Origin of the sequence: Methylorubrum sp. POS3 (genome assembly GCF_043352485.1) — a bacterium.
Classification (GTDB): domain Bacteria; phylum Pseudomonadota; class Alphaproteobacteria; order Rhizobiales; family Beijerinckiaceae; genus Methylobacterium; species Methylobacterium suomiense.
Genome location: NZ_JAPRBT010000001.1, coordinates 3,901,941 through 3,925,703 on the forward strand (window position 1 = coordinate 3,901,941; position 23,763 = coordinate 3,925,703).

The following is a 23,763-nucleotide window of genomic DNA, read 5'->3' on the forward strand; positions in this document are numbered from 1 at the left end:
ACAAACGCACCCGTCCCTCAGGGCCCGCCGCACGGCGCTTCCTCCGGGATGCAAGCGCTGCATGATCTCGCCGCCGCCCTCGAACGGAGCCGCACGTATCGCCTCGCTGGACCCAAACCGGATTCCCTCCGGGGCACAGGGAAGGGACATGTGGCTGCGGTGGCCTCGGCGGCGGCGCAGGCGCCTGAGCGAAGTTCCGCCGCGGTCGGACCGGGGCGGTCCGATCAGATCCGAAAACCGCGCCGCTCCCGCGCATCGTCATGGGCTGCCGGGATCCCGGACAGCACGCGGATCGGATGCGTATGGACGATGCAGAGACCTTACGGCGTCGGAGTCCCCCCTGCAGACGGCATGGGTCCACCGTGCACAGAGATCCGTGTTCTGGCGATCAATCGCTTCCTGGCGCTTTCGCCCGGTGGTCATCATGGCTTGGACCTGTGCGGCCCACTCGTCGCTTGCCGTGGCGCGCTGTTCGGGCATGACGACGGACGGCGCCTCAGCGTCCTGCACCCTGTCGGGGACGGCCATCACAAGCCATAGCGAAATCTGAACGACGACCCCCATCTCCATCTGGGGGAAGCGAAGTGGATATAGCTACGGATCCGATCGCCCCTAAGTGTCAGCGCGGGTATTCTTCCCCATTAAAATATCAATTTGTATCATACAATGGAAAATAAAATATATCTTGTTACAGTTTTGATGTGACTACGTAGAAACACATCTACGGATGAACGGAGCTTCATCGATTTGTTTCTGGATTGGCGGAGGACCGTGCGAACCTGGACCATTGCCAGCCGAGACGGCGAGGGAACAGCCGATCATGGCCCCATTCTCCGGTAGTCCTCCGGCTTCCGGCCCGCACCCATCCTCGACGAGGCGCCGCACGACCCCATTCCCACGCGGCGTCAAGCAACGCTCACCATCCTGCACATCACAAACACGATCCCGCGCTCTCCGTGTCACCGTTAAAGTATAAATTGGTTACTTATTTATTAACTCGATCCGAGATATGCGGTAAAATTCATACTAATACGCTATCGCCGCTCCAAATCGTAAAATTTTCAGCGAAATCGCTTTCTATAATCCGCGAAATACTGAATAGATGCTCCGGCAACGGGCAGGCGCCCACGGATATGGGGAGCATCCAATGGCGACGTTCAACGGCAGCGATAAGGACGATATCTTCAACGGCTCGGACGAAGACGATAACTTCAATGCTGGCGAAGGAAATAATACGATTTTTGCCGGTGCCGGGCGCAATACCATCAATGCCGGATCCGGAAACGATACGATCGTCGCTCTGAACGGTGACGATCAGATCAATGCCGGCGAAGGCAACAACACGATCGATGCGGGGAATGGTGCGAACCAAGTGAACACTGGTTCGGGAAACGACACGATCGTGACCGGTTCGGGTGACGACCAGATCAATGCCGGCAACGGCGACAACCTGATCCGGGCCGGCGACGGTCGGAACACGATCAACAGCGGGTCCGGCGCCGACCGCATCACCGCGGGTTCGGGCGACGACCAGATCAATGCCGGCGAAGGCAACAACGTCATCGACGCCGGCCACGGCCGGAACACGATCAACACCGGGTCCGGCGCCGACCGCATCACCGCGGGTTCGGGCGACGATCAGATCAATGCCGGTGAGGGCAACAACATCGTCGATGCCGGCGGCGGCTCCAATCGGGTCAACGCGGGTGCCGGACACGACATCATCACGGCCGGTGCCGGCAACAACGAGATCTATGCCGGCGAAGGGAATAACACCGTCACGGTCGGCAACGGCACCAACCGCCTTTATACCGGTTCCGGCGCCGATGTGATCACCACCGGATCCGGCAACGACACGATCTACGCGGGCGGCGGCAACGACCGCGTGACCCTCGGCGGCGGCTCCGATCTTGTCTATCTCGGCGAGGGCAACGACCTCGTGCGGATGACGCTGGCCCAGAGCAAGGGCGGCGCTCATATCGATCTCTGGGGCGAGGGCGGATCGGACACCCTGCAGTTGGTCTTCACTGCCGCGGAAGCACAGGATGCGGCGGTTCTCGCCGACATTCAGGGTTTCAAGAAGCATCTGGCCGGTGACGGCAACTGGATGTACCAGTTCAAGACCCTCGATCTCGCCGCCCGTCAGTTCGAGAAGCTCGATCTCGTCGCCCCCGTCCTCGCGGCCGCCGACACGGTCACCACCACGGAGGACGCCGCGGTCAAGATTCAGGTGCTGGCCAACGACAAGGATCTGCTAGCTGCCGACAACGCGGCTCTGCACGTCACCGAGGTGCTCGCCGCGGGTCTCAAGGGGACGGTCACGATCGGCCAGGACGGGCTGAGCCTCAGCTACGATCCGGGTCAGGCACTCCAGTCGCTGAGGGCCGGCGAGCAGACCGACGTGACCTTCCAGTACAAGGTCGCCGACGATCAAGGCTTCGTCGACACCGCCTCCGTCACCGTGACGGTCACGGGCCTCAACGACGCCGCCGTCATCGGCGGAACCGCTACGGGCGCGGTCAAGGAAGACGGGATCCTCGCGGCGGCGGGCAAACTCAGCATCACCGACGTGGATACCGGCGAAGGCTACTTCGTAGCGCACGACGCCGCCCACGCGCTCAAGGGGGCCTTCGGCGCCCTCACGATCGATGCCAACGGGAACTGGTCCTACAGCTTGGACAATGGGGCGGCGAACGTGCAGGCCCTCACCGCGGGTCAGCAGGTGAGCGACACCATCGCCGTCACATCCCTGGACGGCACCAGCCATAACGTCGTCATCGATGTCGCCGGCGCGAACGAAACCCTTCTCGCCTTCGGATTCGAGAGCGGCTTCGGTGACTGGCAGACCCTTGGATCGGCCAGCCTCGTGACGACGCGAGCGACCGAAGGGACGCATTCGGCCATGCTGGGAGGGAACGGTGCCAGCGCCGCGCAACTGGAGAAGTTCCTCGGGCTCGACGCGGGCAAGCTGTCCCAGATCGGCGGAAACACCGTCACGAACGGCTCCGCCATGAAGGAAACGGTTCATCTCGAAGCAGGCCAAACCCTCAGCTTCGACTTCTACTTTGATGGAAACGACTACCTTCCCTACAACGACTTCGCCTTCGTCCAGGACCCGGACGGGCACATCTCTCAGCTGTCCAATATCGCGACCGTCGGCACCAACGGGGACAGCGGCTGGCTGACCCACAGCTTCACCGCCCAGCACACGGGCGATTTCACGATCGCGGTCGGCGCTGTGAATGTTCTGGACACCGCCGGTTCGCCGATCCTGTACATCGATCACGGTCTGATCGTCTGACGGTCCGCCGCAGGCGGTCCCGCGAAGCGAAGCCGTCCCGTGATCGCCCCAGGTGATCACGGGACGGCTTTCGCCATGGGGTCGGTCGGCGAGCGGAGCGCGCAGGTTTGTCGGCAGCCCTTCGAAGTTAATCCGGCTCTCCATGTGCGTCGAGGCACGTCACGCCGGTTCGGTCGCACCTATATTGGTCTTACGCAAGACGAAGAGATATCGGATGGCCCGATATCACCGCGTAAGGAGTTGTTTAAACCTCATGAAAACCCGTATCGCCGCCGCCATCGCTGCCTTTGCTCTTGGCGTTGCTGCTCCGGCCTCGTCCGCTCTGGCTTTCGACTACAGCGCTCCTGCGAGCCGCTACAGCTCGACCCTGCCCCACGACGTGACGACCACGGGCTCGATCACCAGCTCCGATGGCCCGCTCTACGACCGCTGCCCGATGAGCTCGGCGGCCGAGGGCAATGCCAATCAGCAGCACTTCCCGACCAAGCAGTACGGTCAGGTCTCGGGCGGCTACCGCTGCTGATCGACCACCGGGAGATGGGAAGTCACATGCTGAAAGCGTTTTCCTACGCCATGATCGGCGTCTTCGTCTGCGGTGTCGCCATGACGGTGGTCGGCTCCGCCAACGTCCTCATGGGTCTCTGACGACGCTGTCGCAGACCTGAACGGCTGACGGCGGGGCGCAAGCTCCGCCGTTCAATTCCGCGTTCCGGCGACGCGGCGCGTCCGGCGTTCTGCCTTGCGCGTCGCCGTCTCCCGCAGATGATGCTCGATGGCGTCGTTGGCACGCCCGCGCATCTGTCGGATCGACTCGACATCGTCGAAGGTGTCGGGGAAGCGGCGGGCCAGCCAGAGATAAGCGCTGGCGAGCTTGACCGTCCGTTCCTGATAATCGAGTTCGCCCGCCATGCTGGCGCGCAGCGCGGGGACGGTGGTGCCGATGGCGCGGGCCTGACTCCAGCGCTCGAGCATCCCCATGGCGATCTCGTCGCGGCGATTGATCGGACAGACCGAGAAGATGAATTTCTCCTCGATCGGCAGGCGCGCGCGGTCGATCGTGCGCGCGACCTCCAAAATCTCTTCCAGGGCCGAGGGCTGGAACGGCGAGCCCGCGTAGAAGGTGGCCCGCGCGAAATGCGTCATCACCTCGTAGAGGCTGCTCGTCCGCATTTCCTCCGCCACGGATCGAATGGCGGTCAGGTCCGGCCGCACGAAGAAGCGCATGTCCGCGGCGGGCGCCGTCGGCGCACCCGACAAGGCGAGGCGGATCGGCTCCAGGGCGGTCGGTTCGGTGGCCGCCACGTAGCCGATCTCGTGATGACCGTAGCGCCCCGCCCGGCCGGCGATCTGCCGGATTTCGGAATTCGTGAGGGCGCGCTCCGCGGTGCCGTCCCACTTGCGCACCGCCGAGAAAACGATCCGCTTCAGGGGCCCGAGGTTGAGGCCCATCCCGATCGCATCGGTGGTGACGAGGACGTTGGCCTCGCCCGACCGGAACCGCGCCGCTTCGGCGCGGCGCACCTCGGGCGACAACGCGCCGTAGATCGTGGCGACCCGGTGCCCGCGGGCCACCAGGATCTCGCGGTTCTCGTGCACGGCGCGACGGGAGAAGGCCACCACGGCATCGCCCGGCTCGACCGTCTCCAGGGGACTCGCCTCTTCCTGGAGCAGGAGAGGCGACTTGCGCTCGAAGGGGATCACTTCCAGCGACTCGTTGGCCGCCTCGGCCGCGCGGCGCACGTAAGAAAGGGCGTCATCCGACCCGCAGACGATGACGGTCCTGGCCGGGACACCGAACAGGGCGTTCGTCCACGCCCAGCCGCGATCCGGGTCCGAGAGCATCTGGATCTCGTCGATCACGGCGACATCGATCGGCCGGGTCAGATCGGCGGTCTCGATCGTCCGGGCCGTATGGGTCGGGTCGATCTCGCCCAGAACCTCCTCGCCCGTGACCATGCCGGCCCGCAGACCGCGCTCGCGCAGAGCCTCGAAGTTCTCCAGGGCGAGAAGGCGCAGCGGAGCCAAGTAGGCGCCGGTGGGCGCTGCCGTCAGCGCCTGAAGGGCCGCGTAGGTCTTGCCGGAATTGGTCGGCCCCATGTGGAAGAGGATGCGCCGGTTCAGGCGCCGCGCCGCACCGAACTTCTCGATATAGGCGCCGAACCCGACCCGATCCCGCAGAAGGCGAAGGCGAGAGCCCTCGCGCGCGACGGCCTTGGCCCGTTGGCGAACCGGGGTCAGGGCATCGATGAGGGAGCGGGCGAGCTTCGGACCGTAGCGGAATTGGCGGGATCGCAGCGAGCGGTCCATATGCGCGATATAAGCCGCGGCGTCGCCGCCGACGTCGCGCAGATCGGCGAGGATCTGGCTCCTCAGCCGGTCGATCGGCTTGCGCAGGGCCTGAACGATCTCGTGCTCCGTTCCGGCAAGGGCGGCCCGCAGGGCGTCGATGCGATCGGTCGGATCGTTGCGCCGGGCCATCCCGGCCAGGATCTCGGCCGCCTCGCGTTCCGGAGCCGCCTCCACTCGCACATCCATGCGGCCGGCATCGAGCAGCGGAATCGCGATACGGAGGCTCCAGGTGATGCCGTGATCCTTCGCGACCGCCGCTTTGAGGGCGGGCAAAGCCTGCTTGAGCGCGGGAATCCCGGTCTCGGCGAAGGCGCGCGCCGCCGCCATCTCGCGCAAAGCCCGTGCGACCCGCTCATCCTCGACCGCCGCGCCGAACTCGGGCAGTTCGAGGGTGGCCCGCAGCGCTTCGAGGTCGACGCTTTTCGGCGACAGGCCGAGGCGCACGATCGATTCGATCAGGCTCTCGATCGTCGGGTGCAGGCGCTTGCGGGCCATCGATACGGTCTCGGCTGAAACGAACAATGCGGGACGCTCGGCCTTCCTCACGTCCGCATCGAGATCAGGCAACCAACTCGTTCGACGGACAGGAAGTTCGGCATCGCGGCCTCCGCTCGACGATAGCAGGCCTCGATCGTCACCGCCCGTCGATCCTAATGCCGAAATCCGCCGCCGCGGGGGTCATCCGTGGGAACCGGCGTCGCGGCAGGCTCCACCGAACCGCGCTCCGGACGGCTGCTCGGTGGACGTGCGCTTGCACTTAAATCGCGATGAAGACGCGTTCGCTCTTCTGGCGGGCCGTTCATGAAATCTTCGAGCGCATCGCGGTCGCGCGTTGGAGATCCAGGCTGGTTTTCCGTCCACGCCCTCCTACAACTCAGCAAGGCGCACTGCGCTCGGGGACCGTTCATGCCGATGCGCTCTGTGATGTTTGGCTTGTCCGTATTGGCGCTCGTCGCGAGTTCGGCCCATGCGCAGCAGCCGACGGGCCAAATGGAGGTGGACTGCTCACGATTCACGCACAATCCGGATGGATCGTGGAGTGTGAAGCAGCCCCTCGAACTCTTCAGCGAGACCGGTCGCGTCCGCATCTCCCCCGGACCGCCGTTCAAGCCCGGCATGTCGTTCGGGGGGCTCGACATCGCCAGAATGCTCGACGAGCAGTGCCGATAGGCGAATCCTCGTCCGGCACCCGTGAGGCTGGCCGCAGATCGGCCTCACCATTCCCGTTGGAATCGGGCCGGGCTTCCTCTCATCGGGGACGCTCGATCGAGGACGCTGCGGCATCCTTCCTGGCTCTAGTCCTGGCTTTCTTGACGCTCGCCAACAGGATCGCTGTCTGCACAGCCGCCCGCATCAGGACCGGATTGGTTTGTGGCCGGGTCATCAATCTGCTCGCCCAGCCATGTTGTGCGACGGCGGCGGCCAGATCCACCGTGTAGCCCGCAGCAATCGGATGCGCCGACGTATCGGGCATCGCGAGATACGTCTCGACAGCCGTTCTCACCTGCTCCTCAGTGACGGTTTTGGCCTTGAAGAGATCGCCGACGGTCAGAGAAGCGGCCATTCCTCGCGCCTCCGTGCCGATCGGGGTCGTTGCAACGAGACCGGGCGTGCCGAAGGCGATCGGCCACCCCCGTTCCGCGGGGCAGGGCGCCGGGCCCGGCGGGCGAATGCTCCAGCCCGCGTCACGGGCCGTGACGGCCCGCGACCTCTGACGGACGGAGCAGCAGCGTCGGCCCGGTGATGCGAAGGAACCGGTGCGAGGGCATGGGTCGTACGGAAGGGTCGCATCACCGGCGAAGCCCGTGGGAATGTTCAGCGGACGACGACACGTCGCTGCGTTTCAGGCTATCTGGTTGTCTACGACATCTGGAGCGGCATCAATATGAACTCTTCTGCCGGTATCGGGTCCCTTGCCATTGACCTCAAGCTCGGTGGGACGATGCGGATCGGTTCGACGGCCTTTCCGGTGAGCGACCTGATCGTGATGCTCGACGCCATCCGGCAGACGGGATCCATCAAGGGCTTCGCCGAGACCCTCGGGATGTCCTACCGCGCGGCCTGGAACCGATTGCAGACATACGAGGCGGCGATCGGCCAGCCGCTCGTTCGCAAGACCCAGGGTCAAGGCTCAGAACTCACGGAGTTCGGGACCACGCTGGCGGACGCCTTCGCGTCGGCGGTGGCGGGCTTGGACGCGAGCCTGGAGCGCGAGACCCGCGCCATCGCGTACCGGCTGCGCCGCCTGCTCACCGGTCGCGTCGGCGCTCTCGCCCTCGCGGCAAGCCACGACCCACTGCTCATCGCGCTGCTGCACGATCTTCCATCCGAACACGGGGAGATCGAAATGTCGGTGATGGGAAGCAGTGCGGCGGTGCGGCTTCTTCTGGCCGGGGGCGCCGATGTCGCCGGCTTCCACTGCGGTGCGCTCTCACCCGACCAGGCCGAGGCACCTTTCTCCGGCGTTAACGAGAAGGCCGGGCTCGTGGCGCATCTCGTGTTCGAACGGGAGCAGGGCCTTCTGCTTGCGCCCGGCAACCCGCTCGGCATCCGCACGCTCGGCGATTTGACGAAGAAGGGCGTCCGCTACGTCAACCGTCAGCCCGGATCGGGCACGCGCCTCTGGTTCGATCGCATGCTGGCGGAGGCGGGTCTCTCCCCGGCCCGAATTCATGGCTACGAGGTCGAGGAATTCACCCATCAGGCCGTCGCGGCCATGATCGCGTGCGGGGCGGGCGATGTCGGACTCGGGGCGCGGGCCGCGGCCGAGCGGCTCGGTCTCGATTTTCTGTCGGTCGGCTGGGAGGCTTACTATCTCGCGGCGAGCCGCTCTCTGGCCGCCCCGGTGTTCGACGCGTTCATGGCGCTGGCGAGGGCGCGCGCCGCAGGAATGTCCGGTTACCGACTCCCGGGCTCGGACGGGGTGCAGCTCTGAGATATCCGGATGGTTGCGGCGTTGCACCCGCGAGCGGCAGCCGTCACGGGCACTGCGACCTGCAGAGAGGCCGGCCAGAGTTTGATTGCGACCGTGAGCGGGCCTCACCATCCCGCGCCATCGGCTGCCGCCGTCGGACCCGCCGGAATCATAGGCTCCGCTCCCTCGACCGCACCTCCGCGAACGGACGCATGAGAGCCCGCCGGCCCCGCGCATCGTGCACGTCGACCAGCCAATCCGACCAATCGGTGTCGGGCGCTGCGGCCATCAGCGCCGCGGCGACGCGGTCGGCCTGGGGACTGAGCGCTTGCAGCCGCGGGACCCATCGACCGGCAAGGTCGAAGACGGCGTCGCCCCCGCCGCCGACGCAGTGGAAGTGGTAACGCTGGACCGTCACTGCGTTTTTCGCTCCGCGTCCACAATGCTCCCCACGCCATTTCGGCTTGGCCGCGATCCTCGTTGAACCAAGCGCCGCGATCGGCTTTGTTCCTTATCTGTTCTATACGGTCCGGAGGCTCGATGCACGCGTTCAGCGGGCGCAGGATGACGCTGCGCAACGATCTGGCACCCGATCCGGATACGCGGCGTGCCGAGGCGGAGGCTATCGCGCTGGCCTACCGCTCCGCATATCGCGACGACGAGCGCGCGGCTCTGGTGGCGGCGATCACCGATGCCCTGACCGATCTCGACGCTGCCGAACAACGGGAGAGGGCGGCGCGCTGCGTCGTCTCCTACGGCTTCGTGCGCGGTAGGCTCGGTGCGGCATGAGTGGTGCCGGCGTCTTCCGCATCGAGGAACTTCCCGGTGAAGGGGTTGCGACCGTGCGCGTGCCCGTCATGGGTCAGGCGCTCTGCGCCGGCTTTCCGTCACCCGCCGACGATTTTCAGGAGCAGGCGATCGAGCTGCCGCGCTGGCTGGTCCCGAACCCGCCCGCGACCTTCCTCTGGCGCATCGCCGGCTTCAGCATGCGCGACGCCGGCATCCATGACGGCGATCTCGCCTGCGTCGATCGCAGCCTCGCGCCCGGCCACGGCAGCATCGTCGTCGCCGCCGTCGATGGCGAGATGTCGATCAAGCGCCTGGTGGTCGAGGGCAACACGGCGCGCCTCGCTTTCGACAACGCTGACTTGCCCATCTACGCCCTCCAGGAACTCGCCGAGGCCGCAGTGTGGGGCGTGGTGCGCTTCACGATCCGCTGGCATGTGGCCAAGACCGGCCTGTCCCGGTGAGCGGGCCGGCGGAACGGCTGCGCGACCGGATCGGCGGCGGGCGCGCCATCGCCCTGATCGACGGCAACAGCTTCTACTGCTCGTGCGAGCGCGTGTTCGACCCCAAGCTCGCCCGCGTGCCGGTGATCGTGCTGTCGAACAACGATGGCTGCGCCATCGCCCGCACCGCCGAGGCCAAGGCGCTCGGGATCAAAATGGGCGCGCCCTACTTCCAGATCCGCGAGATGTGCCAGCGCCAGGGCGTGCGCGTGTTCTCGTCGAACTACACGCTCTACGGCGACATGTCGGCGCGCATCAACGCGATCTACCGCGACGCCACGCCGGACGTGGAGGTCTACTCGATCGACGAGAGCTTCCTCGACCTGACCGCCTTCACCCGGCGCGACCGCGTCGCGCTCGCCCGCGAGATCCGGGCGACGGTGCGAGCTTGGACCGGCATCCCGACCTGCGTCGGGCTCGGACCCACCAAGACGCTCGCCAAACTCGCCAACCATATCGCCAAGAGCGTACCCGAACTCGGCGGGGTGTGCGATCTGACCGATCCACAAGCTTACGACCACTGGCTCTGTCGCATCTCTGTCGGCGAGCTCTGGGGCGTCGGCCGGGCCTCGCTGGCGAAGCTCGAAGCGCTCGGCATCGACACCGTGGCCGATCTTCGCGACATCGACCCGCGGCCGGTGCGCAAGGCGCTCACCGTGGTGGGCGAGCGGATGATCCACGAGCTGCGCGGCGTGTCCTGCCTCGGGCTCGATCTCGTGCCGGCGCGCCGCAAGGGCTGCGCGGTGACGCGCTCGTTCTCCGGCCGGGTGACGGAACGGGCCGAGCTCGAGCAGGCGGTGGCCGCCCACGCGACGCGGCTCGGCGAGAAGCTGCGGCGGGAGGGGCTCGGGACCGATCAGGTGACGGTCTTCTACCACACGAGCGAGCACGACCGCGGCGAGCCGATGCGATCGGTCTCGACGGTGGTGACGCTGCCGGAGGCCACCAACGACACGCTGGCGCTGATCCCGGCGGCGCTCCACGGGGTCGCCCGGACATGGCGCGAGCAGGGCGACCCGCCCTGGCGCTATTCCAAGGCCGGGATCGTCACCACCGATCTCGTGCCGCTGGCGGGCTCGCAGCGCGCACTGATCGGCCGGCTCGACCGCGAGCGCTCGGCGAGCCTGATGGGCGCGCTCGACGCCTGCAACGCCCGCTGGGGCCGCGGCACCGTGGTGCCGGCCCGGGCTGGCCTGGAGCGGCAGCGGCGCGGCTGGACGACGAAGTTCGAGATGCGGACGCCGCGCTACACGACGCGAGTGGACGAGCTTCCGACCGTCCATGCGTGAAACCGGTCAGCGTATGCCCCGCTCCAATGGAGACTCCCGCATCAGTACGCCGAGCACTTCTGTCGCCGTATGGTCACTGGGTGTTCACGCCGATCATCACGATTCTGCTGGGCCTCACCGCACCACACCCGTTGTACCGAAGGAGCGTCCATGCTGCCGCCCCGCTGTTGAGGCGGTCGACGAACTAGAGTGGATGCGAGGACCTCCTGCCTATTTACGAGAACCCCTTACGACAACCACTGAAAATATTGGCTTTGAGCTGGTAGATTTATCCTGTTCCAGCCTCGATCGACGACATCGTCACTCCACTCACGAAGAAGCGATTGTCACTGCAGCCGATGGCGCGCGGCGGGCGCAACACAAGTCCCCGGCACGCCGAGGGGTAAGCAGTCGCGTGATGAGCGGATGTGTCTCAGATCGACGGCAGCGCCGGGTGAGCAATGTTTCCCTCCGTCCGCATCGACCTGGGAGGAGAAAGTGCCGGTGATGAAAGCCACGATCTGCATCGTCGCGGCCTGCTTGGCCGCCTCTCTCGCTGCGGCCCAGGATACCGGACAAAATTTGGCGAGTGAGGGCGACTGGGTCCTCAAGAAGACCGACCGGCCATCCGGCGGCGGCACGGCCTGCATCCTGGCGCCGAAGAGCCTGTCGCGCATCCAGATCGTCGGCGACCGCCTGGAGGTGACGGGGCTGCCCAGAAATTCCCTCTTCAATTATCAGTATCGCATCGACGACGAGCCCGTATCGAACATCATGTTCCCTACGGCGCAGATGCAGGAGGCCGGGGCGATCTCACTGGACGGCGATGTCCTCGAGCGCATCCTGAACGGTCGACGCTTCAGCATCCGCCTGCTCGACAAATGGCACGAAGCCGTCACGGAAGACATCAGCTTGGCCGGTCTGCGCAGCCTGCGCGGCAAGAGTGCGACGATCTGCGAATGACCGGGGGCGGAAGAAGCGGATGTTCGCTCCCGGTCCAACGCCCGCCCCTGGAACACGGCCGATCGTCTGTCGTTGCTCAGGAAGCGACACGCGCGCAGTCATGAATGGACGGGCTATGGGCAGTACTCAGCGTACCATTCTCCTCGGCGCCGCGCTCTCGATCTGCCTCGCAGGGAGTGCGGGAGCGACCGAGACCAAGGGAAGTCCGGCGAAGCCGCCGGCAGAGGGCCAGACCGGTGCCGGCAAGGCGAACGGGAGCCTCGGCGCCGGCGGCCTGACCGGTTCGGCAGCGACCAAAGACGGCGCGCGCACCGGTACGCCCGACGCATCGCGCCCCGCAGGCTCCTCCGCGCCTGCTGCCGGGACCGCCCGTTAGACGGGCGATCCGTCGACGGCGAGGCCCTACTGCGAGCGTCGGCCGAACGACACCGCGTAGGCCTGAACCCGGGCGTCGATGAGGGGGTCGTCCGACACCTCGATGCCGTCGGTGAGGGCGTTCGGCATGAACAGCAGCGCCTTCTCGGCCTCAGCGCTGTTCGGCACAGCCTTGGTCACCGTCAGCGTGCCGAGTTCGACCGTCTTCCGGCTGTCGGGCCACGGCTTCGTCGCATCGTTGGTCGGGTCGCCCGCCTCGGCGAGTTGCGCCAGAACCCGGAATCTCGCCGGTTCCTTGGCAAGGCGAGGGCCGATCTCGTCCATCAGGAAGTTCGGGTCCCGCTTGGCCGCCTCATCGGCGGGGAGGATTTCCTCCCCCTCCACGGGCACGAACTTGAACCGGAACGGCTGGCGCTGACCGTCCTTGTCCACGAGGATGAAGGCGTTCACGCCGTTATAGGTCTGCCGGGCGAGGCTCGACGGGGTCTTGGCCGTCTTGCCGGCCGTCGCGGCGGCCGGGTGGGTGGCGACGAAGCGCTCCAAGGCCGTGGGCTTCTGCGCGTTGGGGCCGCTCTCCGACACGGCCTTCAGCAGGTCGCGGAATTCCTCGCCGGTGGCGACGGGGAAATAGGCGAGCGCGTTTACGACGACATCCATCTCCGCGCCGTCGCTGAGCTTGAACTTGAGTGCCATGCCGTGAGGATTGGCGTTGGCCGCGCCGTCGGAGATCGTCGGGACGCCGGTGGCATCCGAGAAGCGGATGGTCACCGGAACAGCCGGCCCCTGAAACAGGGAGGCCTTGCTGATCTTGGCCGCCTCGGGAGACGGGGTGAAGCTGCCCTCTGCCACCACCCCCTTCGCGTGGTTGGCGCGTTTGCCGGCATGCTTGCCGAACAGCGTGTTCATGACGTCGATGGTCTGCTCGGCCGTGGAAGCATCCTGGGCCATGGTCGGAAGGCCCGTCGCCAGAGCCAGCGTAAAACCTGCGACCACAGCCTGCGCGTAGCGTGAAACCGTCATCCGTACCTCTCCGGGGGCGATGCACACATGCTATCGGCTGCCTCAGCAAAATGGAACTTTTACAATATGATGCAGGTGTAGACGCTGCCTCATCGCTGGCCGCCCCCGCGCGGAACGGGGCCGACTGCAACCGCAATGTCCGCGTCATTGCCTGGCCCAGCAGCGTTGTTCGCAACGGGGACGCGGCGTCGAGGGCGGGATCGGCCGTCTCGGCCCCCCCCACCGCATCTCGGCCCTTCAGAGGGTCCGGAGGGCTGCTGAAATCCGACAGTCGTGATCCGAACCACTTCGGCTCGATCCGCTGAAATACGTCGCTGCAATGGTCTTCCAGCGTTCTGCGGAGAACGACGTAGGTATCCACCGGATAGTCTGACCATGAGCCACATGCTCTGGTCTGACCTGACAACCGATTTCAGGTCAGGAGAGCGCGATGAGAGCCGTCGTCTACAATGGTCCACGTGATGTGGCGGTACAGGACGTGTCCGACGCGCGCATCGAGCGGCCGACCGACGTGCTGGTGCGGATTACGAGCACCAATATCTGCGGCTCCGATCTGCACATGTACGAGGGCCGGACCGATTTCCCGCGCGGTGGCGTGTTCGGCCATGAGAATCTCGGCCAAGTGGCCGAAGTGGGAAGTGCCATCGACCGGGTGAAGGTGGGGGATTGGGTCGCCGTTCCCTTCAACATCGGGTGCGGGTTCTGCAAGAACTGCGAGCGCGGCTTAAGCGCGTTCTGCCTGACGACGGCCGATCGGAGCGTCGTACCGAACATGGCCGGCGCCGCCTACGGTTTCGCCGACATGGGTCCGTATCGGGGCGGCCAAGCCGATCTGCTGCGCGTCCCCTATGGGGATTACAATTGCCTGAAGCTGCCGCCGGATGCGGAGGAACGGCAGAACGATTACGTGATGCTGGCCGACATCTTCCCGACCGGCTGGCACGCCACCGAGTTGGCCGGACTGCGTCCCGGCGAGTCGATCGTCATCTACGGGGCCGGCCCGGTCGGGCTCATGGCCGCCCATTCGGCGATGATCAAGGGCGCCAGCATGGTCATGGTCGTCGATCGCCATCCCGACCGCCTGCGCCTCGCGAGTTCGATCGGCGCCCTGCCCATCGACGATTCCAAAGGCTCCCCGGTCGATCAAGTGCTTGAACTGACGAACGGCATCGGGGCCGACCGTGGCTGCGAGTGTGTCGGCTACCAAGCCCACGATCCGGAGGGACACGAGCACCCCAACATGACCATGAACGACCTCGTGAAGTCGGTGAAATTCACCGGCGGCATCGGCGTCGTCGGCGTCTTCGTTCCATCCGACCCGGCGCCGCAGGACCCGCTCTACAAGCAGGGCGAGATCGTGTTCGACTACGGGCTCTGCTGGTTCAAGGGCCAGCACATCGGCACGGGTCAGTGCAACGTGAAAGCCTATAACCGCCAGCTGCGCGACCTCATCTCGGCCGGGCGGGCGCAGCCGTCGTTCATCGTCTCGCACGAGCTGCCGCTGGACGAGGCACCGGACGCCTACAAGCATTTCGATGCCCGCGACGACGGCTGGACCAAAGTCGTTCTCAAGACCGCCGCGTAACCGGAAAGGCTGGCGCGGCAATTCCGTCGGCCGCTCCAGCAACGCTTTCGCAACCGTCGCGCGCCTGAGGGTCCCCATGCCGAACTACGATTACACGTGCTCGGCCTGCGGGCCGTTCACGGCGATGCGACCGATGGCGGAGTTCCGGGAGCCCAGTGCCTGCCCGGTCTGCGGCAGCGGGGCATCGCGGACCTTCCTCACCGCGCCCGCCATTGCCAGCATGGACCCGACCCGGCGCAGCGTTCTCGCCTCGAACGAGCGGGATGCGCGCCGCCCAGGCCCTGCGAGAGGGGGCCATCCCGCCGGCTGCGGCTGCTGCATGCGGCGGGCGCCGATCCCGAGCGCCCTGTCTTCGACCGGCCGCGTCTTCTCGTCGAGCGGCCCGCTACCTCGGACTGGGCGATGAGCGCCGTCCGATGCGCCGCACCGGCCCCGATCCTGGTCGCCGCTCTCGGTGCGACGCGCGGCTCGGGCCGGGACCGGAAAGCCTCAATATCGGGGAGGACCCGCCATGGTGACCAAAGCGCTGTTCGTGCAATTGCAGGCAAAGGCCGGACGAGAGGCCGATGTGGAGCGGTTTCTGCGCGACGGTCTTTCGATCGTCGAGCAGGAGGCGGGGACGACAGCTTGGTTCGCGGTTCGGATGGGACCGTCGACCTTCGGCATTTTCGACGCCTTCCCGGACGAGGCGGGCCGGCAAGCTCATCTCGCCGGCGGCGTCGCGCAGGCCTTGAAAGCGCAGGCGCCCGACCTGTTCGCCGAGCCGCCTTCGATCGGGAAGATCGACGTGCTGGCCGCGAAGCTTCCCCAGTAACGGCGGCCGACGCCCCCATCCATCCCATCGAGGAGAGCAACGCTATGGCCGATATCAGCGGATTGAGAGTCGCCATCCTGGTCACGGACGGCTTCGAGCAGGTCGAGCTGACCGAACCGCGCAAGGCTCTCGACGAGGCCGGCGCCGACACGTCGATCGTATCACCCAAAGACGGTCAGGTTCGCGGCTGGAAGTTCACGGAATGGGGGGACAGCCTGCCCGTCGACCTGCCCCTGGACCAAGCGAAGCCGGACCAATTCGATGCCCTTCTCCTGCCGGGCGGCGTCATCAATCCCGATGCCCTCCGGATGGACGAGAAGGCCGTCGCGTTCGCCAGGGCCTTCTTCGAGGCCGGCAAGCCCGTGGCATCGATCTGCCACGGACCCTGGACCCTGATCGAGGCGGGCGCCGCACGGGGGCGACGCCTGACCTCGTGGCCGTCGCTCCGGACAGATCTTCAAAATGCAGGGGCGGATTGGGTGGATGAGGCGGTGGTCGTGGACGGGAATCTGGTCACCAGCCGCAAGCCCGACGACATACCGGCGTTCAATCGCGAGGTGATCACACTGTTCGCGGGTGCAGGCGGAGGCAATCGGCCCGCCTGAATCCTTCCTCGCATCGAACGAGAGTGTCGCCGACCGGCACGCGCGCCGGCCACCTGTCTCCGGCACAGGTCACTCGGGGTTGAGCGAAGCGAAAGCGCGATCAAGTCCCGAGAGCCGACGCCGAAGACGCTCTCACGCTTGCCGAAGGAGCCGGGATGGGAGCCGTCAGCCGCTCGCTCCAGCCTCTTGAGGTTCGACGGGACCGGGCGGGCAGCGCCCTATCCGGTCGCAGGTCGTGTTTGACGCACGCCGTCGCGGCAGGCCCGAAAGGGACCCGCAAAGGGCTGCGGAAGCCTCTCGCGGGGTGATCGGGCAGGGCCGGTTATCGACCGGCGAGGTACTGCCTGAGACGCTCGGCCGTCGGTCCGGACGAGGCCGGGTTTTGCCCGGTGATCAGCAAGCCATCCCCGACGACGTACGGCGCCCAGTCGCCGGCCTTGGAAAACACGCCGCCGTTCCGCTTGAGCTCGTCCTCGACGAGGAACGGAACCACCTTGGTGAGGCCGACCGCCTCTTCTTCCGTGTTCGTGAAGCCGGTGACCGCCTTGCCCTCGACGAGGGGCTTGCCGTCGGGCGCCTTGGCATGACGCAACACGCCGGGGGCGTGGCAGACCAGGGCGACGGGCTTACCCGCCTGGAGCGTCGTCTCGATCAACCGGATCGAGGCGGGGTCCTCGGCCAGATCCCACAGGGGGCCATGCCCACCGGGGTAGAACACCGCGTTGAAGCCCTCGTGGCTGACGCTGTCGAGCCGGCCTGTATTCGACAGGAGAGCGTTGGCCTCGCTGTCCGCCTCGAAGCGCCGGGTCAGGTCTGTCTGAGAATCCGGCTCGCCGCTCTTGGGATCGAGCGGCGGACGCCCCCCCTTCGGCGAGGCAAGGACGACCTCCGCACCGGCATCCTTGAACACGTAGTAGGGCGCGGCGAGTTCCTCGAGCCAGAACCCGGTCTTGCGGCCGGTGTCGCCGAGCCGGTCGTGCGAGGTCAGCACCATCAGGATCTTCATCGTCATTCTCCGGGACCGGTCTGGGGCCGTCATGCGTCCATGTGCGAGCGGGTCAGGTGCAAAAGGACGTGATCCCGCCCTTGAAGGCTCGGTGGTCGTCTCGCGGCATTGGCTGTCCTTGTCCTTGCTTGGGACCAGCGCGCGGCTGCCCGAGAACAGGAAAGGTCAGGCGCTCGCCTGCCGGACGAGCACCCGGCCCGCTACGACATTCGATGGGTGGAACGCTGAGTTCCAGCGTTCCGAGGGCGTGATCGTCTCGACGCGTGATCACATGGTGTCGGCGTCCGGCTCGCACACGCGACGAGAGCATCCTTAGGGACACCCCTTATCAAACCAACGCGCTCAAGCCGGGGTTTTTCAATCACGATGAGGGGAAGGCTCGGAGTCGATGGCTCCCATCCAGACCCGACACCTCACCGGCACGCGCGTTTGCGCCGTGTCGCTATCAACCGAAGGGGGCGATCCATGGCTGATCGACACGACCACGCCAGGACGCGCGACCGCACGGAGCATGGTCGCGCTTCGGCCGGCTCGCGAGAGGCCGCCGGGCCCAGCTTCGGTGAGGTCGGATGGGCCCTGGCCGGGGCAGCCGGCGTGGCGGCTCTGGCCGTCCTCGGCGCCCAGAGGCTCGTTCAGCCGGGTCGAGAGAGCGCGCGAGGGACCGGCGCTGCCCATGGCCGGGATGCGGAGCCCGAAGTCGAATATTCCCTCACGATCGAGCGCTCCGCCGACGAACTCTATCGGGTCTGGCGAGACCCGGCGACCCTCCCGCGGGTTCTGGCATTCCTGGCGGATATTCGCCCGTCCGGCGATGGACGGAGCGAATGGCGGGCCGACGGCCCGCTGGGTCAAAGTCACGCCTGGGTCATGCAGATCAGCGAGGAGCGGCCCGGCGCGTTGATCCGCGCAAGCGCGGACGGCGCCGCGTTGGTGACGGAGATCGAGATTCGCTTCCGCGCGGCGCAAGCCGGTCGCGGCACGGTCGCCACGTTGCGCGTCCGGTTCGATCCGCCCGGGGGCATGCTCGGCGACGTGGCCGTCCGCTTCTTCGACGGTGTCGTGCCGAAGGAACTCGCGTCGAAGGCCCTTCGCGCCTTCAAGAGCCTCGTCCTGACCGGCGAGATTCCCACCACCGATCGTCAGCCGGCGGCCCGGCGCGATCCCCGCTGAGGAAGTTGGGTCATGCGCGCGCTCTACTGGAATGGCGTCAACGACTTGCGCGTCGGAAGCGTCAAAGATCCGGAAATCGTCAACCCACGCGACGCCATCTTGAAGGTCCGGTTGTCGACGACATGCGGTTCGGACCTGCATTTCATCGACGGCTACATCCCGACCATGAAGGCCGGCGACGTGATCGGCCACGAGTTCATGGGTGAGGTCGTCGAGGTCGGATCGGCGGTGAAGCAGGTCAAGAAGGGGGACCGGGTCGTCGTCCCCTCGTTCATTTCCTGCGGCGAATGCTGGTACTGCCAGGAGAAGCTGTTCTCGCTCTGCGACTGCACGCACCCGAAGCCGGAATTGCAGGAGCCGCTGCTCGGTTATCCGACCGCCGGCATCTACGGCTACACGCACGCCTTCGGGGGTTATGCCGGGTCCCACGCCGAGTATATCCGCGTGCCGCATGCCGACGTGGACTGCTTCAAGGTCCCCGACGGCGTCGAGGACGAGACGGCGCTGTTCCTCTCGGACGCCGCGCCCACGGGCTATATGGGCGCTGATTTCTGCGGCATCCGGCCGGGCGACACGGTCGCGGTGTGGGGCTGCGGCGGCGTCGGCCTGATGGCGCAGCAGAGCGCCCGGCTGATGGGCGCCGAGCGGGTGATCGCGATCGACCGCTTCCCCGAGCGGCTACGGATGGCGCGCGAGCATGCCGGCTCCGAGACCCTCGATTACACGCAGGTGCACAGTGTGCTGGAAGCGTTGAAGGAGATGACGGGCGGGCGCGGGCCGGATTCCTGCATCGATGCCGTCGGGATGGAGGCGCACGGCACCGGGCCCCAATATGCCTATGACCGCGTGAAGCAGGCCCTGCGCCTGGAGACGGACCGCGCTCAGGCGCTCCGCGAGGCGATCATGGCCTGCCGCAAAGGCGGCACCTTGTCGGTGCTCGGCGTCTACGGAGTGATCGACAAGTTCCCGATGGGCGTCATCATGAACAAGGGCATGACGGTGCGCAGCGCCCAGCAGCACGGGCAGGGCTACATGGACCGGCTGCTGGCCCATGCGCAGAAGGGCGAACTCAACCCGGCCTATCTCGCCACGCACCGCTTCTCCCTGGAGGAGGGCCCACGCGGCTACGACATGTTCAAGCACAAGACGGACGGTTGCGTGCGCGCGGTGTTCGCGCCGTAAGCGCCTCTGCCGGCGTAGCCCGCCTCTCGGCGAGCTCCGGGCAGAAGGTCACGGGACCTGCCGCGAGGCTTGTCCTGACCATCCGGTTCAGGACAAGCCGTACGCGGCTCGTGCCGCATCGGCCTTCTGCCGGAAGCCAGCCCCCACCTTTCGGATCGATGCTCGCGATCAAGCCATCGAAACCAGCCGGCGCTGCGGAGCAGGCGCCTTCTTCATAAGGAGCGAAGGGCATGGAGAGCCGTTCATTCGGTCCGGTGCCGCGCGAGGTTGCGGTGATCGGGCAGGGAACGTGGTACATCGACGACGCGCACCGGCCCACCGCGGTCGCAGCCCTGCGCCGGGGTCTCGATCTCGGCATGACGCATGTCGACACCGCCGAGATGTACGGCGACGCCGAGATCGTGATCGGCGAGGCGATCACCGGACGTCGCGATGAGGTTTTCCTCGTCTCCAAGGTCCTCCCTCACAACGCGTCGCGCGACGGGACCGTCGCGGCGTGCGAGCGCTCGCTCGCGCGCCTGCGCACCGACAGGCTGGATTGCTATCTGCTGCACTGGCCCGGTCCGCATCCGCTGGAGGACACCTTCGCCGCCTTCGAGCGACTTCGCGAGCAGGGGAAGATCCGGTCCTGGGGTGTGAGCAACTTCGACGTGCCTGACCTCGAGGCCGCGTGGAAAGCGGGTGGGGAGGGCCTGATCGCCTGTAACCAAGTCCTCTACCACTTGGAGGAACGGGCGATCGAGCACGCCGTGCAGCCCTGGTGCGAGGCGCACGGCGTCGCCGTGGTCGCCTATAGCCCCTTCGGTCACGGCAGCTTTCCCGACCCGCGCATGCCGGGCGGTCGTGTACTGGCGGACATCGCCGGGAGCCATGGCGCGACCGCGCGCCAGGTCGCGCTGCAATTCCTCGTGCGGCGCCCCTCCACCTTCACGATCCCCAAAGCGTCCAGCCCGGAGCACGCCGCCGACAATGCCGGCGCGGGCACGCTCTCGCTGACGGAAGCCGATATCGCCCGGCTCGACGCGGCGTTTCCGCTCGGCCCACGACCGCGTCGCCTTCCCATGCTCTAGAGCATGATGCGGAAAAGTGGGATCCGGTTTTCCGAAATCATCTTGCGACATAGGTAGTTAGAGCGTGCTGCTTCTCTGAAAAAGCAGCACGCTTTCGAGTACGATGCCCGCTTGGCCGGCAGAGGCGGTCGCGCGGCCCGCGCCCCGGTCGTCGGGCCGGACGGGTCGGCGCGACGGGTTGGGGTCCGTCCGGCGCACTCGCTGTTCGGGTATCCGGTGGCCGACCTACGGAACGATCCGGATCGTCCCGCGACCCACGCCGCGTCACCCTTGATCTCCCCAGGGCGGCCGACCCGGCCGCGGATCCGGAGCGACGGTCATGACCGACGGCCTATCGGAAGCGGAGCGACATGCCTTCGCACGCGAAGCCGCCACAGCCATCGAGGCGGTGCTCGACCGGAAATGCCCCGAAATGAAGCGCGCCTTCTGGACCGCGGTCGACCGGTTCTACCAGTTGGATCCCCCGCCCCAGCAACTGCCCGGCACGAGGCCCAACCTGAACCCTTCCCAGGCTGCGCCGTCCCGATAGGACTTGTCCTAGGGACTCGACCGCAGGAACGGGGACGATCGCGATCGGTTCGCGATGATGGGGCGGCACGGGCCGCGCAGGAGGCCTCCCGGCCGCAGGTCGATCATGATGTCCGTCCTCGAACGCGCCCTGGGGGCCCTCGTGATGGGGATCGTCCTGCTCGACGTGTTCCTCACCGTCCTCTACGCCCGCATCGGCACGGGGCTGATGGCCGAGCGTGCCGCACAGGTCGTCTGGAGCGCCTTTCGCCGCGCCGCGGAGGCGGCCGGCGCGCGACGCGGGACCGTCCTCTCCTTCTGCGGGCCGGTCATCCTCCTTCTCTACGTCCTTCTCTGGGCGATCGGCCTGACGCTCGGTGCCGGGCTCATCATCCATCCCGGGCTCGGCACGGGCGTGCAGGCGGGCAACGGCCCGACACCGACGAACTTTCTCGCCGCGCTCTATGCCGGGGGCAGCAGCATGGCGATCGTCGGCGCCAGCGACTTCCGGCCGACGAGCGACGGTTACCGCGTCGTGTATCTGGTGAATTCCTTGGTCGGGATGACGGCGACCTCTCTGGTCCTGACCTACATCATGCAGGTCTACGGCGCTCTTCGGCAGCGCAATGCCCTCGGCCTGCGGCTCCACGTTCTCTCGGGTGAGACCTCCGATGCGGGCGAGTTGCTGGCGCGGGTCGGGGCCCGGGGACAGTTCAGCGCCGGATACAGCCATCTGATCAGCCTCGGCGACGCCATGACCGCGATGAAGGAAACGCACCATTTCTACCCGGTGCTGTTCTATTTCCGCTTCGAACAGCCCTACTACTCGGTCTCGACCCAGGCCCATCTCACCCTCGATACGGCGTCGCTCATCCGCAGCTCGCTCGCCGGCAAGGATGCCGCGTGGTTGAAGGAGGCTGCAGCGGTCGAGACGCTCTGGCGCGTGTCGCAGATGCTGGTGCTCACGCTCGAAACGGCTTTCCTGCCCGGCGATCCGCCCACCGCCGACACCGTCGATCCCGCCGAGCGAGAACGGTGGCGCGCGCATTGGGAGACCGCCGTATCCCGCCTCGATGAGGCAGGCATTCCGGTTGCCCGAGAGGAGTCGGCCGCGCAGGCCTATCTCGATCTGCGCGCGCAATGGTGGCCGCACATCGCCCGTCTCGCCCCCGCCATGGCCTATCGAAGCGAAGACATCGAAGCGCGGGGATCGCAGACGCCTTGAGGCACGAGCCGGATCCACGATGCCGAGGGGGTGGCCGGCTTTCGCGATGGCGCGAGATCGGCGGCCGGGGGGTGGGCGGCGATGCGTTCACCCGGCCTGTCGCCGCCGCCGCCGGTGTCTCGATCCGCCCCCTCGAAACCGACACCCAGTTGAGCACTTCCTTCAGGCACTCAGCAGGAATGGGAGGAGGACAGCGGTGAATGCCTTCGGATGCGAATAGTTGATTCCGTGGGCCGCGCCGGGGATGACGACCAGACGACCGCGCGGCAACGCATCGGCGAGGCTCACGACGAAGCGGTAGGGGACGATGTAGTCGCGCCTGCCCCAGACCACGAGCGCCGGCTGAGCGACCCGAAGCGCCTTCCCGCCGATGCGATTGTCGACCATGCTGTGCAGGGTCCGGATGTAGCGTCCGATGCCGCCGCGGGCATAGTCGACGAGCGCCACCCAGGCGAGCGACCAGCGCTCGAAGGGCGCGATGAGGAAGAACCCCGCAATCTGCCGAACGAGGCTCCGCGCGTCCGGGTCCGGCGTCGGTCCCTGCAAGACGAGGCGATCGACAAGGTGCGGGTGCCGGATGGCCAGTTCCACCAGCACCTCGCAGCCGAGCGAGTTGCCGATGAAGGCCGCGCGCTTCACTCCGATCACCTGCATCCACGCCGCCAATGCGTCGGCGACTTCGATTACCGTGAGCGTCCGCCGAGGCTTGTCGCTCAGGCCGAAGCCGGGCAGGTCCGGCGCAAAGACCCGCACATGCGGGGCAAGATGCTCCGCGAGCGGGATCATGTAGCGGCTCGACATCCCGAGCCCGTGGACCAAAATCACGGGGAGGCGGCCCTCCGGTACGGTGTCGACCGACACACGCGCGTGCAGGGTGATGCCGGCAACGCGATCGTATCGCGCCTCCAACCGTCCGAGGCGCGTGGGCTGCCCCGGGCGGGCACGCTGCCCAGCCAAGATCCGGCCGCCGAGTAGAACGACCAGAACGCCACCGGCCGTCGCAGCGATCCAACGGAGGGACACACGCATCGTCTCGCCTTGCCGCTCACCCTGCCTCACGAGGCGCGCCGTCTTAACCGCCCGCTTACCCTGACCCGCCAGGTTGCCGATCCGGATCAGC

General features: G+C 66.7%; 24 protein-coding genes. 18 read left to right on the forward strand and 6 right to left on the reverse strand.

What is annotated here, in order from left to right; genetic code table 11:
- Positions 1–1,147 precede the first annotated feature (1,147 nt).
- Both OWC43_RS17970 and OWC43_RS17975 read left to right on the forward strand, forming a co-directional pair.
- Positions 1,148–3,301: a VCBS domain-containing protein gene (locus OWC43_RS17970; RefSeq protein ID WP_393957661.1), complete on the forward strand. Its 2,154-nt coding sequence runs from the start codon at positions 1,148–1,150 to the stop codon at positions 3,299–3,301.
- Positions 3,302–3,554: 253 nt separating this feature from the next.
- Complete coding sequence (locus OWC43_RS17975; RefSeq protein WP_137827647.1) at positions 3,555–3,824, forward strand: hypothetical protein; 270 nt, start codon at positions 3,555–3,557, stop codon at positions 3,822–3,824.
- A gap of 173 nt (positions 3,825–3,997) precedes the next feature.
- Here the strand turns inward: OWC43_RS17975 and OWC43_RS17980 are convergent, their stop codons facing one another.
- Entirely contained in the window at positions 3,998–6,145 is a 2,148-nt protein-coding gene (locus tag OWC43_RS17980) for a helicase-related protein (RefSeq protein WP_393957662.1), read from the reverse strand.
- 546 nt (positions 6,146–6,691) lie between these two features.
- Between OWC43_RS17980 and OWC43_RS17985 the strand changes: the two genes are divergently transcribed.
- Complete coding sequence (locus OWC43_RS17985; protein WP_281405155.1) at positions 6,692–6,820, forward strand: hypothetical protein; 129 nt, start codon at positions 6,692–6,694, stop codon at positions 6,818–6,820.
- 79 nt (positions 6,821–6,899) lie between these two features.
- Here the strand turns inward: OWC43_RS17985 and OWC43_RS17990 are convergent, their stop codons facing one another.
- Positions 6,900–7,214: a hypothetical protein gene (locus OWC43_RS17990; RefSeq protein WP_393957663.1), complete on the reverse strand. Its 315-nt coding sequence runs from the start codon at positions 7,212–7,214 to the stop codon at positions 6,900–6,902.
- Between the two features lie 321 nt (positions 7,215–7,535).
- On the opposite strand from OWC43_RS17990, the gene OWC43_RS17995 reads away from it, so the two are divergent.
- Complete coding sequence (locus OWC43_RS17995) at positions 7,536–8,585, forward strand: substrate-binding domain-containing protein (RefSeq protein WP_393957664.1); 1,050 nt, start codon at positions 7,536–7,538, stop codon at positions 8,583–8,585.
- A 148-nt stretch (positions 8,586–8,733) separates the two neighbouring features.
- Here OWC43_RS17995 and OWC43_RS18000 read toward each other — a convergent pair whose 3' ends face one another.
- Complete coding sequence (locus tag OWC43_RS18000; RefSeq protein ID WP_137827642.1) at positions 8,734–8,982, reverse strand: DUF6894 family protein; 249 nt, start codon at positions 8,980–8,982, stop codon at positions 8,734–8,736.
- A gap of 122 nt (positions 8,983–9,104) precedes the next feature.
- Here OWC43_RS18000 and OWC43_RS18005 point away from each other — a divergent pair, with 122 nt between their 5' ends.
- The 5 genes from OWC43_RS18005 to OWC43_RS18025 all read left to right on the forward strand — a co-directional run bounded on the left by OWC43_RS18005 (position 9,105) and on the right by OWC43_RS18025 (position 12,460).
- Positions 9,105–9,353: a hypothetical protein gene (locus OWC43_RS18005; protein WP_393957665.1), complete on the forward strand. Its 249-nt coding sequence runs from the start codon at positions 9,105–9,107 to the stop codon at positions 9,351–9,353.
- The gene (locus OWC43_RS18010; RefSeq protein WP_393957666.1) at positions 9,350–9,814 is read left to right on the forward strand and encodes a LexA family protein; all 465 of its coding nucleotides are present in this window, start codon (positions 9,350–9,352) and stop codon (positions 9,812–9,814) included. The genes OWC43_RS18005 and OWC43_RS18010 overlap by 4 nt, the downstream gene beginning before the upstream one ends.
- Positions 9,811–11,142 carry a Y-family DNA polymerase gene (locus OWC43_RS18015; RefSeq protein ID WP_393957667.1) on the forward strand — a complete coding sequence of 444 codons (1,332 nt, stop codon included), beginning with the start codon at positions 9,811–9,813 and terminating at the stop codon, positions 11,140–11,142. Before OWC43_RS18010 ends, OWC43_RS18015 begins: the two co-directional genes overlap by 4 nt.
- 486 nt (positions 11,143–11,628) lie before the next feature.
- On the forward strand, positions 11,629–12,084 hold the full coding sequence (locus OWC43_RS18020; RefSeq protein WP_393957668.1) for a hypothetical protein: 456 nt from the start codon (positions 11,629–11,631) through the stop codon (positions 12,082–12,084).
- Positions 12,085–12,199: 115 nt separating this feature from the next.
- On the forward strand, positions 12,200–12,460 hold the full coding sequence (locus tag OWC43_RS18025) for a hypothetical protein (RefSeq protein WP_393957670.1): 261 nt from the start codon (positions 12,200–12,202) through the stop codon (positions 12,458–12,460).
- Between the two features lie 26 nt (positions 12,461–12,486).
- On the opposite strand, the gene OWC43_RS18030 is transcribed toward OWC43_RS18025, so the two are convergent.
- On the reverse strand, positions 12,487–13,479 hold the full coding sequence (locus tag OWC43_RS18030) for a catalase family peroxidase (RefSeq protein WP_137827637.1): 993 nt from the start codon (positions 13,477–13,479) through the stop codon (positions 12,487–12,489).
- Between the two features lie 430 nt (positions 13,480–13,909).
- Here OWC43_RS18030 and OWC43_RS18035 point away from each other — a divergent pair, with 430 nt between their 5' ends.
- From OWC43_RS18035 to OWC43_RS18050, 4 genes are all read left to right on the forward strand, one after another.
- On the forward strand, positions 13,910–15,064 hold the full coding sequence (locus tag OWC43_RS18035) for a glutathione-independent formaldehyde dehydrogenase (protein ID WP_137827636.1): 1,155 nt from the start codon (positions 13,910–13,912) through the stop codon (positions 15,062–15,064).
- A gap of 76 nt (positions 15,065–15,140) precedes the next feature.
- Complete coding sequence (locus tag OWC43_RS18040) at positions 15,141–15,470, forward strand: zinc ribbon domain-containing protein (protein WP_137827635.1); 330 nt, start codon at positions 15,141–15,143, stop codon at positions 15,468–15,470.
- Between the two features lie 105 nt (positions 15,471–15,575).
- The gene (locus tag OWC43_RS18045) at positions 15,576–15,878 is read left to right on the forward strand and encodes a putative quinol monooxygenase (RefSeq protein ID WP_137827634.1); all 303 of its coding nucleotides are present in this window, start codon (positions 15,576–15,578) and stop codon (positions 15,876–15,878) included.
- Positions 15,879–15,922: 44 nt separating this feature from the next.
- Positions 15,923–16,483 (forward strand): type 1 glutamine amidotransferase domain-containing protein, encoded by a 561-nt coding sequence (locus OWC43_RS18050; protein WP_393957671.1) that lies wholly within the window; start codon positions 15,923–15,925, stop codon positions 16,481–16,483.
- A gap of 322 nt (positions 16,484–16,805) precedes the next feature.
- On the opposite strand, the gene OWC43_RS18055 is transcribed toward OWC43_RS18050, so the two are convergent.
- Positions 16,806–17,489, reverse strand: coding sequence for a type 1 glutamine amidotransferase domain-containing protein (locus OWC43_RS18055; RefSeq protein WP_393957673.1), 684 nt, complete (start codon positions 17,487–17,489; stop codon positions 16,806–16,808).
- Between the two features lie 465 nt (positions 17,490–17,954).
- On the opposite strand from OWC43_RS18055, the gene OWC43_RS18060 reads away from it, so the two are divergent.
- From OWC43_RS18060 to OWC43_RS18080, 5 genes are all read left to right on the forward strand, one after another.
- The gene (locus OWC43_RS18060; RefSeq protein ID WP_137827631.1) at positions 17,955–18,659 is read left to right on the forward strand and encodes an SRPBCC family protein; all 705 of its coding nucleotides are present in this window, start codon (positions 17,955–17,957) and stop codon (positions 18,657–18,659) included.
- A gap of 12 nt (positions 18,660–18,671) precedes the next feature.
- On the forward strand, positions 18,672–19,841 hold the full coding sequence (locus tag OWC43_RS18065; protein WP_393957674.1) for a zinc-dependent alcohol dehydrogenase: 1,170 nt from the start codon (positions 18,672–18,674) through the stop codon (positions 19,839–19,841).
- 230 nt (positions 19,842–20,071) lie between these two features.
- Positions 20,072–20,911, forward strand: coding sequence for an aldo/keto reductase (locus OWC43_RS18070; protein WP_393957675.1), 840 nt, complete (start codon positions 20,072–20,074; stop codon positions 20,909–20,911).
- 319 nt (positions 20,912–21,230) lie between these two features.
- The gene (locus OWC43_RS18075; protein ID WP_393957677.1) at positions 21,231–21,440 is read left to right on the forward strand and encodes a hypothetical protein; all 210 of its coding nucleotides are present in this window, start codon (positions 21,231–21,233) and stop codon (positions 21,438–21,440) included.
- Between the two features lie 105 nt (positions 21,441–21,545).
- Complete coding sequence (locus OWC43_RS18080; protein ID WP_393957679.1) at positions 21,546–22,643, forward strand: two pore domain potassium channel family protein; 1,098 nt, start codon at positions 21,546–21,548, stop codon at positions 22,641–22,643.
- Positions 22,644–22,805: 162 nt separating this feature from the next.
- On the opposite strand, the gene OWC43_RS18085 is transcribed toward OWC43_RS18080, so the two are convergent.
- Positions 22,806–23,672 (reverse strand): alpha/beta fold hydrolase, encoded by an 867-nt coding sequence (locus OWC43_RS18085; protein WP_393957680.1) that lies wholly within the window; start codon positions 23,670–23,672, stop codon positions 22,806–22,808.
- Between the last annotated feature and the right edge of the window lie 91 nt (positions 23,673–23,763).

Coding starts and splice junctions, on each gene's coding strand:
- OWC43_RS17970 (WP_393957661.1), top strand. CDS start 1,148: ATGGCGACGTTCAACGGCAGCGATAAGGACGATATCTTCAACGGCTCG.
- OWC43_RS17975 (WP_137827647.1), top strand. CDS start 3,555: ATGAAAACCCGTATCGCCGCCGCCATCGCTGCCTTTGCTCTTGGCGTT.
- OWC43_RS17980 (WP_393957662.1), bottom strand. CDS start 6,145: ATGGCCCGCAAGCGCCTGCACCCGACGATCGAGAGCCTGATCGAATCG.
- OWC43_RS17990 (WP_393957663.1), bottom strand. CDS start 7,214: ATGGCCGCTTCTCTGACCGTCGGCGATCTCTTCAAGGCCAAAACCGTC.
- OWC43_RS17995 (WP_393957664.1), top strand. CDS start 7,536: ATGAACTCTTCTGCCGGTATCGGGTCCCTTGCCATTGACCTCAAGCTC.
- OWC43_RS18005 (WP_393957665.1), top strand. CDS start 9,105: ATGCACGCGTTCAGCGGGCGCAGGATGACGCTGCGCAACGATCTGGCA.
- OWC43_RS18010 (WP_393957666.1), top strand. CDS start 9,350: ATGAGTGGTGCCGGCGTCTTCCGCATCGAGGAACTTCCCGGTGAAGGG.
- OWC43_RS18020 (WP_393957668.1), top strand. CDS start 11,629: ATGAAAGCCACGATCTGCATCGTCGCGGCCTGCTTGGCCGCCTCTCTC.
- OWC43_RS18025 (WP_393957670.1), top strand. CDS start 12,200: ATGGGCAGTACTCAGCGTACCATTCTCCTCGGCGCCGCGCTCTCGATC.
- OWC43_RS18030 (WP_137827637.1), bottom strand. CDS start 13,479: ATGACGGTTTCACGCTACGCGCAGGCTGTGGTCGCAGGTTTTACGCTG.
- OWC43_RS18035 (WP_137827636.1), top strand. CDS start 13,910: ATGAGAGCCGTCGTCTACAATGGTCCACGTGATGTGGCGGTACAGGAC.
- OWC43_RS18040 (WP_137827635.1), top strand. CDS start 15,141: ATGCCGAACTACGATTACACGTGCTCGGCCTGCGGGCCGTTCACGGCG.
- OWC43_RS18045 (WP_137827634.1), top strand. CDS start 15,576: ATGGTGACCAAAGCGCTGTTCGTGCAATTGCAGGCAAAGGCCGGACGA.
- OWC43_RS18050 (WP_393957671.1), top strand. CDS start 15,923: ATGGCCGATATCAGCGGATTGAGAGTCGCCATCCTGGTCACGGACGGC.
- OWC43_RS18055 (WP_393957673.1), bottom strand. CDS start 17,489: ATGAAGATCCTGATGGTGCTGACCTCGCACGACCGGCTCGGCGACACC.
- OWC43_RS18060 (WP_137827631.1), top strand. CDS start 17,955: ATGGCTGATCGACACGACCACGCCAGGACGCGCGACCGCACGGAGCAT.
- OWC43_RS18065 (WP_393957674.1), top strand. CDS start 18,672: ATGCGCGCGCTCTACTGGAATGGCGTCAACGACTTGCGCGTCGGAAGC.
- OWC43_RS18070 (WP_393957675.1), top strand. CDS start 20,072: ATGGAGAGCCGTTCATTCGGTCCGGTGCCGCGCGAGGTTGCGGTGATC.
- OWC43_RS18075 (WP_393957677.1), top strand. CDS start 21,231: ATGACCGACGGCCTATCGGAAGCGGAGCGACATGCCTTCGCACGCGAA.
- OWC43_RS18080 (WP_393957679.1), top strand. CDS start 21,546: ATGATGTCCGTCCTCGAACGCGCCCTGGGGGCCCTCGTGATGGGGATC.
- OWC43_RS18085 (WP_393957680.1), bottom strand. CDS start 23,672: ATGCGTGTGTCCCTCCGTTGGATCGCTGCGACGGCCGGTGGCGTTCTG.